The 12,861-nt window shown below is 47.7% G+C and carries 12 protein-coding genes; 7 read left to right on the forward strand and 5 right to left on the reverse strand.

From position 1 onward, the window contains the following. Positions 1-49: 49 nt before the first annotated feature. Positions 50-769 (forward strand): kasugamycin N-acetyltransferase AAC(2')-IIb, encoded by a 720-nt coding sequence (gene aac(2')-IIb / locus CRG97_RS14315; RefSeq protein WP_098743973.1) that lies wholly within the window; start codon positions 50-52, stop codon positions 767-769. Positions 770-863: 94 nt separating this feature from the next. Here the strand turns inward: aac(2')-IIb and CRG97_RS14320 are convergent, their stop codons facing one another. From CRG97_RS14320 to CRG97_RS14330, 3 genes are all read right to left on the reverse strand, one after another. Continuing rightward, positions 864-1,073 (reverse strand): hypothetical protein, encoded by a 210-nt coding sequence (locus tag CRG97_RS14320; protein WP_098743976.1) that lies wholly within the window; start codon positions 1,071-1,073, stop codon positions 864-866. Between the two features lie 81 nt (positions 1,074-1,154). Further along, positions 1,155-2,024 carry a serine/threonine protein kinase gene (locus CRG97_RS14325; RefSeq protein WP_098743978.1) on the reverse strand — a complete coding sequence of 290 codons (870 nt, stop codon included), beginning with the start codon at positions 2,022-2,024 and terminating at the stop codon, positions 1,155-1,157. A 144-nt stretch (positions 2,025-2,168) separates the two neighbouring features. After that, positions 2,169-3,041 carry a helix-turn-helix domain-containing protein gene (locus tag CRG97_RS14330; protein ID WP_098743980.1) on the reverse strand — a complete coding sequence of 291 codons (873 nt, stop codon included), beginning with the start codon at positions 3,039-3,041 and terminating at the stop codon, positions 2,169-2,171. Positions 3,042-3,188: 147 nt separating this feature from the next. Here CRG97_RS14330 and CRG97_RS14335 point away from each other — a divergent pair, with 147 nt between their 5' ends. Together CRG97_RS14335 and CRG97_RS14340 are read left to right on the forward strand one after the other, a co-directional pair. Further along, positions 3,189-4,748: a HEAT repeat domain-containing protein gene (locus CRG97_RS14335; RefSeq protein ID WP_098743983.1), complete on the forward strand. Its 1,560-nt coding sequence runs from the start codon at positions 3,189-3,191 to the stop codon at positions 4,746-4,748. Between the two features lie 210 nt (positions 4,749-4,958). Continuing rightward, positions 4,959-7,043 carry a DUF5054 domain-containing protein gene (locus tag CRG97_RS14340; RefSeq protein ID WP_098743986.1) on the forward strand — a complete coding sequence of 695 codons (2,085 nt, stop codon included), beginning with the start codon at positions 4,959-4,961 and terminating at the stop codon, positions 7,041-7,043. Between the two features lie 92 nt (positions 7,044-7,135). On the opposite strand, the gene CRG97_RS14345 is transcribed toward CRG97_RS14340, so the two are convergent. Then, complete coding sequence (locus CRG97_RS14345) at positions 7,136-8,599, reverse strand: 4-hydroxyphenylacetate 3-hydroxylase family protein (protein WP_098745107.1); 1,464 nt, start codon at positions 8,597-8,599, stop codon at positions 7,136-7,138. Between the two features lie 196 nt (positions 8,600-8,795). Then, positions 8,796-9,581 (reverse strand): M15 family metallopeptidase, encoded by a 786-nt coding sequence (locus CRG97_RS14350; protein ID WP_098743989.1) that lies wholly within the window; start codon positions 9,579-9,581, stop codon positions 8,796-8,798. 176 nt (positions 9,582-9,757) lie between these two features. Between CRG97_RS14350 and CRG97_RS14355 the strand changes: the two genes are divergently transcribed. From CRG97_RS14355 to CRG97_RS14370, 4 genes are all read left to right on the forward strand, one after another. Then, positions 9,758-10,321 (forward strand): SMI1/KNR4 family protein, encoded by a 564-nt coding sequence (locus CRG97_RS14355; RefSeq protein ID WP_098743992.1) that lies wholly within the window; start codon positions 9,758-9,760, stop codon positions 10,319-10,321. A gap of 36 nt (positions 10,322-10,357) precedes the next feature. Then, on the forward strand, positions 10,358-11,332 hold the full coding sequence (locus CRG97_RS14360) for a phosphotransferase enzyme family protein (RefSeq protein ID WP_098743995.1): 975 nt from the start codon (positions 10,358-10,360) through the stop codon (positions 11,330-11,332). A 121-nt stretch (positions 11,333-11,453) separates the two neighbouring features. After that, the gene (locus CRG97_RS14365) at positions 11,454-12,050 is read left to right on the forward strand and encodes a hypothetical protein (protein WP_098743998.1); all 597 of its coding nucleotides are present in this window, start codon (positions 11,454-11,456) and stop codon (positions 12,048-12,050) included. A 27-nt stretch (positions 12,051-12,077) separates the two neighbouring features. Continuing rightward, positions 12,078-12,839, forward strand: coding sequence for a class I SAM-dependent methyltransferase (locus CRG97_RS14370; protein ID WP_098744001.1), 762 nt, complete (start codon positions 12,078-12,080; stop codon positions 12,837-12,839). The last annotated feature ends 22 nt before the right edge of the window (positions 12,840-12,861 follow it).

The following is a 12,861-nucleotide window of genomic DNA, read 5'->3' on the forward strand; positions in this document are numbered from 1 at the left end:
ATGTGCAGCCAACATCGTGGATTCATTTCTAAGGGGAGGGGATATAAGCATGAACCATTGGATAGATAAAGAGCCAACCGCTACGGCGCTGATGGAAATGCATGTCCGGGCGATGTTTACGCATGACCGCGATATGCGAATTCGCACCATCAACGAGCCTTGGCCGGGAGAGGAGCTAGCCCCCAGATTTTTCCTGGGTCGAACGATAGACGGTTCCGCGATCTGCAGGTTTCGTCATGATGTTCCCGAAAGAATTGCCGGGCAATTGAGGGCGTTGGTTGAAGATGAGCCGATTGTAAACGATGAGGTTCAGAAGCCTAAACATTTTGCGGCTTACATGAATCTCCTTCGTACTGAGCACTATACGAGCGGACCCTGTTATCGGATACCTGACCAAACAACGCCGGCCAAACAGACGGTATGGATCACCCAGAAAAATATTAACGAATATTCGCTCACCGGTTTTGAATGGCTGATCACGGAAATCGATTATGACCAGCCTTGTGTTGCGCTCGTTCATGAGAACAGGGTGGTGTCGGTTTGCCGCAGCGTTCGGATTACGGAAGGAGCACATGAAGCCGGGCTTGAAACGTTAGAGGAATTTCGCGGAAGAGGTTATGCGGCTGCCGTTGTTGCCGGATGGGCAATAGAGGTGCGTAAGATGGGCGCGCTGCCGTTGTACAGCACTTCATGGGAGAATAACTCTTCCCGGAGAGTGGCAAGTAAACTAGCATTGTCCTATTACGGGGTTAACTTCACAATCAGATGAGATGATGGGCAGCGTGACCCCCTTACTAAAGGAAGCCATAAAGAAATCCCTCAAAAAATTTGAGGGATGAAGTGCACCATGATTATGTTAATGATTAGCTCGAGCTGCCTCTTCTGTTCTTATAATAGCCATGACCTTGGTTACCATGTCTATGTCTTAAATCGGATGAGGAACCTTTACGACGCGAATAGCCATGACTGCTGCTGTATTTTCTTCCATAATTCTTCGCGGAACTGCTGTAACGCTTACGGCCATGACTATGGGATGTAGAGTGGAGAAGCTTGTTCATGATCTTTCTTAACATGCAAAACATCCTCCTTTCTTGTTCGTAATCATTCCATATAATTTAATCGGATCGTAACATAAATGAAACCCCATAATCAAATTAAAGGCTGCCCTTCTTATCTGAGGGGTGGTTTCTTGCATCAGCGAGCGACTGCAGTTCGTGCATAAACTCTAAGGAACTTGAGTAAGGTTCACTCAATTGCAGCAAGCGTTTGATCATATTCTGCAGTCCCATCGAGAGATGCAATTCTTCCTGCCAGCTTCGCTCCACGGCTGCGCCTCGATTGTTATCCGGTTCGTAGGTGGAGTAGAGCATGAACAACATAAAGTGACCGATGTCCCGAAGATCCTCGCTTTCCTTCGAATCCTTAAATTGAACAGAGGACGCCGAGCTGTTTCGCTTGAACTTTTTTCGTACAGGTACTTGGAGCGGAGGGGGTTCACCGATCCTTCTCGCTAGTCCAAAATCAATAAGATTGATCCTGCCATCCTTAAACAGGACGTTAGGAATCCGCAGATCAAGATGAACATAGCCTTGCTCGTGTATGTATCGGACCAGCTTCAGAAGCTGCAGCGTGATATCGATGCATTCGTCTTCTTCGTAGTTCATGTCTTGTTCAAATATCAAATCTTCAAGCGTATCACCGTTCATATAAGACATGACCAGATAACTATCGCGGTTGTTCGTGAAAAAATCCCGATATGCCGGAATTTGCGGATGCTGAAGAGATCTTAATACCGCTGCCTCCCGATTCAGCAATTCTTTGGCGTAATCGCCTTTGCTGGGTCTTGACTGTTTGACAGCCACCACATTTCCGCTCTGTTGATCCATGCATTTATATAGGATGCCGTAACTTCCTTCCCCGATCATCTGTTGAACAGTGTAACGATTCCCCAGCACCGTATTTTCTTCAGCCGGGTAATCCCGCCAAGCGCTTATAAAGGAGCTAAGGTATGATAAAAATCGCATATCGATTCCAAATCTCTCCTTTGGGTTGGTCCCTCTAGTATGTTAGAGCAAGTGCGATCCCTTGTTATCGTACATTATAAGCTTTTTGATAGGATTATACGAATAGAGGGTATATTCGATCGGATTAGAATGAACCTCCTCTAGTCAATCGACATCTACTCGATCTTTCCTATAATCTAGCGGCGATAAGCCGTTAAGTTGCCGGAACAGCTTCGAAAAATAATGGATGGAAGAGAAGCCGTGCTTCTCGGCGATCTCCGTGATGCTGATGTCCGTATTGCGCAGATCCTCCTTGGCCCGCTTGATGCGGAACTGGTTAATGTATTGGGTCGGCGGCAAGCCCGTCGATCTTCTGAACAATTCGAAAAAATAACCTCTGCTGATCCGAAGTTCCTCGTAATACGACTCCAATGGACGCAGCTTGCCGTGCAGGATATCCTGATCCAGCCGCTCCAGTAGTTTGTTCATTCTATGATCGGGAATTGCCTCATCCTGCAATGCGAATGCAAGAAAACACTCGATGAATTGCAGGAACTGGCTTTGTGTCCTTACGCTGCGCATATAGGTATGCTCATTCTCAAACTGGTTCCCGGTGTAGAATTTTTCAAACAGGTCGCTCCATACGTTGATCTTCTCAACTCTCATGATCTCGGGTATGGCATAGGGAAAAGAAGGGCCGACATAGGAAGGAATCAGCTGGGCAATGTCATAACAGATCACGCTGGGATGATCGGCCAAAGCCCGGCGGTCCACATGGGCCCAGTCGAAATAACAGCAGACATGTACCATGGGATCCTGGCTGTCTGCTATCCAATCATGCGGCTGCCCTGCCGGTATATATACAAGGGAACCCGGGTCGGTATGGTATGTACGGCCTCTGGTGCGAATGATGCCTTTACCCTCGGTAATTAGATAAAGCGATGACGAATAGCAGTGCCGGTTGTTATTGCTTTGACCTTTGGAAAAGGGATACCGTGTCGCATAAAACACATAGGGATGGAAGACGGCAAAATCCACGTATTTAATTCCACATCCTTATAAGATAAGATTCTATAGATATTCGCATGACGATTGTACAAAAGCCTGACGTTTATGTAAATACAGCGATCGTCACCATTGCTATACTAACACTGAATTCATTTCATGCATGAGGAGGGAATTGAGATGTTGGATCGTCAATGCCTATTGACGGATGAACAAATAATTCAATTTATTACGAAGGGGTATGTGGTGCTTCACAACGAATTGCCGGATCAGCTTCATGCTGCTGTCAGGGATAAAATTAATGTTGTATTGCACGGAGAAGGCAATCCTGGCAATAACATTCTACCTCGTGTGCCCGAGATCCAGCAGTTCTTCGAAACGCCGGTCGTCAAGGGGGCTCTGACTAGTATACTTGGGCCGGATTACTATATGCATCCGCATCGGCACTGCCATTACAATCAGCCTGGAAATCAACTGCCGGGGGGCGGGCAGTGGCACAAAGACGGTTACTGGTCCAGCATGCGCAGCCATCGGCCATGGTGGGCGATGATATTTTATTACATGCAGGATATCACCGAGGAAATGGGACCGACCGCCATTATGCCCGGTACCCCATATTACGAGAAGTTTATAGGCGATCAAGGCGAGACGCTGCTGCCGACCGGTAAAGCGGGAACGATGGTTCTGGTTCATTTTGATTTATGGCACAAAGCTTCGCTGAACGTGTCTGACATGGATCGATACATGTTAAAGTTTCAATTCGTTCGATTGCGCGCGCCGGAAACGCCGAGCTGGAATCATCATGAAAAAGAGATGAGCCTCACGGGCGGAACACCTTACGAGCATTTGAATCTATGGAGGGACATATGGAACTGGATGCGGGGCGAACCGGGTCAGGAGATGCCCGTTACATCGGGAGACCAAGCCCAAGTAGAGGAATTGGCAGAAGCTCTTAAGTCCGAAGACGAGTTCGTTCGCGCCAGGGCGGCGGATCAAGCAGGATTGTTAGGAGAGACGGCCGCTTCATTGGCACCTGAACTGGGGCGCCTGTTGAATGACAGCGAACCGGTAGCTTTGAATGTAAGTTATGCGCTCGGCCGAATGGGCTCCGCAGGGATCAATGAATTGATTCGCCGCATGTCCGAAGGAACAACGCAAATCGCGCAGCGAGCGGCTTACGGACTCCAAGCTGCCGGTGCGAAAGCCATTCCGGGATTGCTATCGCTGCTGGAACACGCAAACGAGAAGCGCAGGGCGCTCGCCGTATTCGTACTCGGCACCATCGTACCGTCGTCGCATGAGGCGGTGTCTGCATTGAAAGCGTGTTTGCGGGATCCGAGCGAATGGGTTCGGCGAAATGCAGTCGAAGCGCTGGGCATGATCGGGAGTGAGGCCGGCGATGTGTGCCAGGCCTTGGCAAACGTATTGGAACAGTCACTTCTGCAAGAGGGAAGTGGAACCGCGGGAACCGATGATACGGACATCAGTCAGCAGAGCTATATCCTAAATAAAATTGGATATACTGCTGCCCTGTCGCTGCTTCGCACCGCCAAAGCCACGGATGTTCCCATCGTTATTCATTCGCTCGAGCAAGCGCTTCACAGCAAGGATCGTTATGTAAGGGCGTATGCCTTCGAAACGCTCACCCATCTGCGGACACCCGAAGCGATGGATGTCCTGATTCGGTATTATCGACCGGCCAGATGGTGTCCGGACACAACGAAGGCGAGCACTTTCTGATATCCGTATTTGCCTTCCGAAGCCCCTCTCATTCCCAGCGGAAATGAGAGGGGCTTTTCGGTATGCCTGAGCTCCGGCGCGATTCACGAGCAGGTGTCCTTTTTTTGCAAAAGCATGACCCTTTCATGCAAAGACTTGTTCGATGGGCTCTAGTACAATGGGGCTCAAAGTTCGGCTTTAGCCGATAATGGTTGAAAGGAGCATTCAAGCATGGCAACATCAATCAAAAGAGTTCATGTCGTATTCAAGACCCATCTGGACATCGGGTTTACCGATTTGGGAAAGAACGTAATCGATCGTTATATGGAGCATTTCATACCCCAGGCTTTGGAACTGTCCGAACAGCTGGCTAGCGAAGAGGGGAACGTAAAATTCGTATGGACGACCGGCTCATGGTTAATTCATGAGTTTTTGGGAGCCGCTGCTCCTGACATGCGGGCGCGCATGGAAAAAGCCATTGGGGAAGGACGCATCGTTTGGCACGGACTGCCGTTTACGACGCACACGGAAATCATGGATGCCGATTTATTCCAATTCGGACTTTCCCTTTCGAACAACTTGGACCGGAAGTACGGAAAAACCACGATTGCCGCTAAAATGACGGATGTTCCGGGTCATACCCTTGCAATGGTCCCCTTGCTGGTTAAACACGGCATTCAATATTTGCATTTAGGCGTTAATATGGTATCCAAAAATCCCAAGGTGCCGGAGATGTTTGTATGGCGGGCTTCCGATGGCTCAGAGATCATCGTTCATTATGCGGATAGTTACGGCAAACCGTTTCATATGGAAGGGCTGGAGGACGCTTTGTATTTTGCCCATACGCATGATAACCATGGTCCATCCACGATGGAGGAGATCCGTACATTGTTTGAACAATTGGAGCGGGATTATCCAGGGGCGGAAATCATGGCCTCGACACTTGATGCATTTGCCCGGCGGCTTCAAACCGTAAAGGACCGATTGCCTCTTGTGAGCGAAGAAATCGGGGATTCGTGGATACACGGTATTGCCTCGGATCCTTGGAAAATCGCCCGCTACCGTGAATTGCTAAGGCTTCGGGATCGCTGGATCGAATCCGGTCAATTGGACAAGAACAGTAATGCGTACGATCGATTTTGCAACCGTCTGATGTTGATCCCCGAGCATACCTGGGGGCTGAACAATTCCGTCTATCTCGTCGATTTTGTTCATTATTCCTCCACGGATTTAGCCGCTGCAAGAGCACGGGATATCGTTGAAGACAATAAACGGAGAAAATACGATTACCTGTGCCAGCAGGCGAATGATACCAGGTCGTACAGCCATTACGAGAGCTCTTGGCAGGAACAACGGGATTATCTTGAGGAGGCAATTCAATCGCTGCCGAAGGGGTTGGCAGCTGAAGCGCGAATAGAGCTGGATCGGATGAGTCGGCATCAAACCGTCCCAGACTCGGAGCCGGTGCAGTGCAAGCAGCCGATCGATATGAACGAGCTTTACGAATTAGGGCAGTTTCAGGTAAGTTTCGCTGACGATGGCTCGATAAACCGATTAATGGATCGATCCGGGAAGGCATGGGCGGATGAATATCAGAGACTTGGCACTTATAGGTATGAAACCTTCAGCAAAGAAAACTATGATCGCTTCTTTAAAGAATACGTGACCAATCTGGATATTCATCACGGCTGGGCGGACAACGATTTCGGCAAGCCGGGAATCGAATATGTCAAACCGCGGCCGGAACATCGGCGGTATACGGCATCCTTGCGGACGATGCACCTGGAGAGGTGCGCCGATTATGATATCGTAACAGTGGAAATGAAGCTGCCGGAGATTCTCAGTAAGCAGTATGGGGCTCCGCGCCGATTGAACGTAATCTATACCTTCCTTGCGAATGAGCCCGTCATAGAGGTAAGTCTAAGCTGGAAGGGCAAACCAGCCTGCCGTCTTCCGGAAGCAAGCTGGTTCTCGTTTGCGCCCCTTGTGGATAATCCCAACGCATGGATGATGGATAAGCTGGGACAGCGTATATCTCCGTTATTCGTCGTGAAGGACGGTAACCGGAACATGCATGGTGTCGATTCCGGCCTATATTATGAGGGGGCGGACGGAACGGTGGTCATTGAAACCTTGGACGCGCCGCTTGTGTGCCCGGGGGAACCGCGTTTGCTGCAATTCGACAACTCCTATGCTTCATTGACCGGTGGATTCCATTTCAATCTGCACAATAACGTATGGGGTACGAACTTTATGATGTGGTTCGAAGACGATATGAAGTATCGGTTCAGATTGAGACTGAATTCTCATTCGTGAGCTAATTGTGCCCATCATGAAAAACAAAATGGAAAGATGTGAGTTTATAACTCGCATCTTTTTTATATATGCACGATCATCCGCCGGTCAAGTTATGAAGAGGTATTGTTTCTATTAATAAAATCGTGAATCCTGTTACGAAGCTGCTCATGCTGCTCAAAATGGTTATACATCCGATAGGCTACCGTCTGCGCATTTCCGAAGAAGAATCGTTCAAACTGGGTTTGCCGACCACCGAACGAGCTTGCACCAAGCTCCCAAGCAAGCCTGAACAATGCGATACGATCCCAAGCTTCCGTGGTGGACCCTTTTAAATATCGATTAAGATAGGGGCCTGATTCCGAAAGAAAATCCAATTCGGAAGGGATCATGATCAGGCCGCTGGAGCCTAGCAGCTGAATCATCTCTACCATCTCGGGATAGAATTTGGGGAAGAGGATGCTGGATGCGATAAGAGGACTGGCGGCAGGAACGAAATATCCGAATTTATCCTGGCTGGCGCCCTGCTCGGAAGCCAATCTTAATGCCTTAAAGGTCTCCAGAAATGTAATCATTTTCGAAACATTCGAGACCATTTGGGGGTCGAGTCCAACGTTCTGTTCATCTGCCAAGGATTCCAGCAAGCCGAGCATGAATTCGGTTTTAACGATGAAACGGGTGACCATTTGGTGGGCGATATGCGTATGAAAGTGACTCTCGCCGAATAAACGCCCGGCGTAAGTCTCGTCCCCATAGTAAAAGATCCGGTCATGGGGGACAAGCACGCAGTCGAAGATGACGAGTGTATCCATCTCTTCGTATCTTGCGCTGAGGGGATAATCATAGGAAGAAGTGGCACCGTAGCTTTCACGGCATATAAATGTCATCCCCGGTAAATCGTTGGGAACCGCAAATGCAAACGCAGAAGGATTTACATCCTGGGACATCGTTGGCGACGGTGTAGGGAATACCAGCATTTCTTCGCAAGTAGCTCCTTGTGTTGCCATCATGAAGGCTCCGCTTATGATCATTCCTTCATCATTAATCTCTACGACTTTAGCCGCGATAGTGTCTTCAGCTGCATCTTGCTGACCGGACATTTTACATGCATAGGGCTGGATGAAGGCGTGAGATAATGTAATATCATGATCACGACAGTACTTATAATAGTTCCTGAGATTTTCGGCATATCTCGGATGATGTTCCTCCAGAATATTGGCAGCAGTATATAAGGACATGATCGCGGTGTTCATATAATCGGGAGAACGCCCTAAAAAGCCATGATGCCTGTTCGCCCACAACTCCATCATCATTCTGCGTTTCTGCAAATCCTCCGCGTTCTTGGGGGGGAGAAAAGACAAACCTACCCGTTCTCCCGTATCGGGTGAGGGGTGAGTCATCTGTTCGATATAACTTGCTTCACACTGCATATCGTAAAGATCGGCTTGGGTTTGAATAAGACCTTGGAATGCAGGGTGTTCGGATAAAGGTCCCTTGATAGGCTCTCCTTTATACCAAATGTTAATATTCCGTCGGTCAATCCGTTCGATATACTGCTTTCCCGATTTAATAGGCACGTTGTTCACCCCATTTGCGAAAATCATAAGCTAACGAACCTGTCTACTGCTGTTAATGTACGTGCTTAGTCCACACGGAGTACATTGTCCGTCGGAAACGATGAAAAATATGCGGATGTACCTCAGAAGTTTAAGTCAGGAAGTGACGACAGACAAAAAAAACGGACCTGTTATGGTCCGTTTCTTGATTTTTCGATTAATGGGATTGACCCAGATACTGCTCAAGCGTGAGGTTTTGTCTCGTGATTTCTCCCGCAATATAGACGCCCACGTAACGTACATGCCAGGGCTCATACGAATAGCCGGTTAATTTCTCCTTGCCTTTTCCGTAACGAATGATAAATCCGTATTTCGGTGCATTGGCTTTCAGCCATTTGCCTTCTTTGGTATTTCCGAAGCTTTGCTCCAACGCATACCCTACGGAAGCACTGGATATATCCATGCTCAGCCCGGTCTGATGCTCGCTTTGTCCAGGACGTGCGCTTGTTTTGTTAGCGACGGCCTCGCCCTTATTACGGGCGTTGCGTTCGAATATGGCTTTTTGGGTGGTATAGGACCGGTAGCCCGATACGGCTTTGAGATCGATCCCGTCTTTCTTGGCTGCCGCAAACAATTTTTCCAGCGCTGATGCCGCTACTTTTTTCATCTGTTTTTTAGGACTAGGTCCCGAGAAGCTGAACGGAATATGGGGTACAACCAAGTCTTGCGGAACATAACTCGATGGTAGATTTCTATGCTTGTTGACAAGTACAACGGTGCTTGATAGATTGGTGACCGTATTTAAACCACGAACCGTTTTTAAAGTTCGGTTAGGAGCGTTGTTTTCCAAAAACTTCGTAAATGATAAGCTGGAAGAAGCTGCCGCGGCAGCTTCCGCCTTGCCAATGCCGGTGCTGCTTAGAAAACTGGATAAGGCTAGGCTTGTGACAACGGAACCGATGATGACCGTGGGAATGATGGATTTGACGATTTTTTTGTGCATTTGAAGTCCCTCCTCGTTAGCTATCTCTCAGTATATAAGAGAGTTATATCGGTAGAATCTCTGACTTGTTTCTGAATTGTAAACAAAATAGAATAGATCGAATCTGATAATAACCCAAAAATAGATTATAGTGATATAAAAATAGGTACAAATTTCTACATAAGGAGACTTTTTAGATGGAAATACGCGATTATATCAAACAAGGGTTTGAAACCTATTACGCCAAATATAGTCAAGTTACGGAGGATGGGTTCTGCAGGTGGATGCGCCCGGACGTTTCCGCAGAGATGAAGGCCGTCGATACCGGTGAGGAGTGGTCCATATGGAAGTTAGTTCCTTCCTTTGTAAGTGAAGATCATATTAGGGCGATGGAAGAAGAGTATGGATTGACTTTTCCCGAGTGGTATAAAGCATTTATCGCCACGTACCACCATTACTTTGACGTCATACCTGAACAAGCAGTGGACGAGCCGCTGGATAACGTCAGGAACATGTACAATCCCTTGTTGTGCCGGCTGGGATATCTTCCTTTCACATGGGATTCCGAATACGGCAAGATCTGGTGCATCGATGTAAATGAAGACGCTGGCGAGGGCCGCGGAGCCATCTATGAGATCGAACATGAAATATTATTTGACCTGGATGAAGAACAAACGGATCGGTCTGAGCTTAAAAAGTCATTGGTATTTCTATATCCTGATTTCAAGGCGTATTTTGACCGTACATTCCTTGAAGGATGATGCGGTTCATTTTATAAATAGAAGGAGAAGTTTCATATGCGAAATGAACAGCTGCAAGAAATTTTGAACGAATACGGCATCCGGGAATCCGAGATTACGTTTATTCGGCATAATGAAAATCGAACCTATAAGGTGGAAGACCATCACGGAAGTACATATCTGCTGCGCATTCATCAACCGGTAAAAGACGGCATGGCAGGTCAGCAGCATACCTATGACGGTTTGCTGGGTGAACTGCAAATGCTGGAGCACTTGTCAGGCTGGGATCATCTGCTTGTCCAAAGGCCGCTGCGGAATCGGGAAGGCAAGCTGATTACAATCATCGAACACGAGGGGAAGCGTTGGAATAGCTCCGTGCTTACCTGGCTGGAAGGAAGAGACTTGCATAAGGATGATGTAAGCGACCCGATCATGGTCGAGAAGCTAGGGGCTCGTGTTTCAGAGCTGCACCGATTCTATGGTCAGTACATGCCGGAGGGCCTGGATAAGCGTCCGAGTCAGGGGATTGGCTACAATCAATATATGATCGAGGTTATAAAGCAAGGGTTAGCGAAAGAGTTGTTCACTTCCTCCGATGTTTCCGTTATTGAAGACACGATATCGTTGGTTAACTCGCTGCTTGCGGATCGTGTGAACGAAGAAGCCTGGGGGCTTATCCATGGTGATTTAAGCTTGGGGAATATCATCATGACCTCGGATGGAGAACTGTGTTTTATCGATTTTGGTTTTTTCGGACCAGGGTATAATTACACGGATGTTGCAATGGGTGCCATGATGGTTCCTTCGGAGCTTCGGAATTTATTCCTGAGAGGGTATTATGGCAATGAACATACGGGACAAGATAAGCTTGTTCTGTTAGAAGGTTTCATGCTGCTGGCCATTATCGGATACTATGTCTTTCAAATGGAGAATGAATCCGTGCATGCATGGATGCGTGAAAGAATGCCGAAGCTGTGCGCCGATTACTGTAAGCCTTATTTGTCGGGTGAACGCATATTTTATTCCGTATAATTCGATGACGGATTTAACGGTATCCGTGAAAGTTAATTATAAGCATTCAATCCCTTGGTATGCACGCTGATCGGGTGATACGATATGAGATATATAACATAAGGATTAGAGGTGAAACCAAATGGCGGAAAGCAAACTTCTACTGCAACAAAAAGCTCTTCAGGATGAAGCTTCTGAGGTAGCTGATGAACTTCGACTTTACGAGTTGTTAAGTCAAGCAGGCGAACCAGTGCGTGTTGGTAGTTCAGCCCTCGGATTGATGGTATGGAGAGACCTGGATATGACGGTGAAATGCTCTCGGCTGAATCAACAATTAACTGCACATATCGCATCAGAACTCATGCTACATGCTGGTGTACGTGAGTTGAAGTTCATAAATGACACCGGTGTTTATAATACGGATCCCGCTTATCCCGATGGATTATACATAGGCCTGAAGTATAAGTCTCAGCGAGGGAAGGAGTGGGAAATGGACATTTGGTTCGTGGATGAACCGGAGAGACAACCCGACTTGAAACATATCGTCACGATGCCTGAACAGCTGACTCAGGAACGCCGGGAAGCTATTTTGCAAATCAAAAATGATTGGGCGAGCCGTGATGAATATGGCAAGACTGTGCGAAGTTTCGATATTTATACGGCGGTTCTGGAAGAAAACATAAGGACACCGGAGCAGTTTCAGGCCTGGCTGGACCAAAGGTCCATGAATAAAGAATAAATCCAATGATTAATAGGAGATTTACATATGGAGATTATCAAGCATAACCAAGACAACTGGGAGCTTAAAGTAAAACAGCAAAATCAGTGGACTGTTCCTGTAAGCAGCGAAGAAATCCAGAATGCCAGGATGGGCGATTGGTCTATTATTGTCACCTCAACCAAGCCTGTGCCCAAAGAATGGTTTCCTGAACTAAGCGGAAAGAATGTGCTCTGCCTAGCTTCTGGGGGAGGGCAGCAGGGACCCATTTTGGCCGCTGCGGGAGCGAATGTAACCGTGTTGGATTTTTCCGAATCTCAATTGGACCAGGATCGCTTTGTTGCTAAGCGGGATGGATTGTCCATTCGGACGGTTCTCGGTTCGATGACGGATTTAAGCATGTTTGATTCGGAGAGCTTTGATTTGATCGTTCATCCGGTATCTAACCTTTATGTGCCTGATATTCAACCGGTCTGGCAGGAGACATACCGCGTGCTGAAGCCTGGTGGCGTTATGATTAGCGGCTTTATGAACCCGTTCTTTTATTTATTCGACTGGGAACTGGAAGAGCGTGGTACGCTTCAGGTGAAGCACACCCTTCCATATTCGGAACTGGATTATGCGTCGGAAGATGAGATCGTGAGAAGCGGGGTCGCTTTGGAATTCGGACATACGCTGGAGCAGCAAATTCAAGGTCAAATCCAATCCGGTTTTTTGATTGCCGGGTTATACGAGGATTCGTTCGGAGGCCAGAAATTGTTGGATCGTTATGCGAACAGTTTCATTGCGACAAGGGCCATAAAGCTCTAACATCATGTCTATTGCCAATGAG

Origin of the sequence: Paenibacillus sp. EZ-K15 (assembly GCF_002573715.1) — a bacterium.
In the GTDB taxonomy this organism is placed as follows: domain Bacteria; phylum Bacillota; class Bacilli; order Paenibacillales; family Paenibacillaceae; genus Paenibacillus_AQ.

Coding starts and splice junctions, on each gene's coding strand:
- CRG97_RS14320 (WP_098743976.1), bottom strand. CDS start 1,073: ATGTTAAGAAAGATCATGAACAAGCTTCTCCACTCTACATCCCATAGT.
- CRG97_RS14325 (WP_098743978.1), bottom strand. CDS start 2,024: ATGCGATTTTTATCATACCTTAGCTCCTTTATAAGCGCTTGGCGGGAT.
- CRG97_RS14335 (WP_098743983.1), top strand. CDS start 3,189: ATGTTGGATCGTCAATGCCTATTGACGGATGAACAAATAATTCAATTT.
- CRG97_RS14340 (WP_098743986.1), top strand. CDS start 4,959: ATGGCAACATCAATCAAAAGAGTTCATGTCGTATTCAAGACCCATCTG.
- CRG97_RS14350 (WP_098743989.1), bottom strand. CDS start 9,581: ATGCACAAAAAAATCGTCAAATCCATCATTCCCACGGTCATCATCGGT.
- CRG97_RS14355 (WP_098743992.1), top strand. CDS start 9,758: ATGGAAATACGCGATTATATCAAACAAGGGTTTGAAACCTATTACGCC.
- CRG97_RS14360 (WP_098743995.1), top strand. CDS start 10,358: ATGCGAAATGAACAGCTGCAAGAAATTTTGAACGAATACGGCATCCGG.
- CRG97_RS14365 (WP_098743998.1), top strand. CDS start 11,454: ATGGCGGAAAGCAAACTTCTACTGCAACAAAAAGCTCTTCAGGATGAA.
- CRG97_RS14370 (WP_098744001.1), top strand. CDS start 12,078: ATGGAGATTATCAAGCATAACCAAGACAACTGGGAGCTTAAAGTAAAA.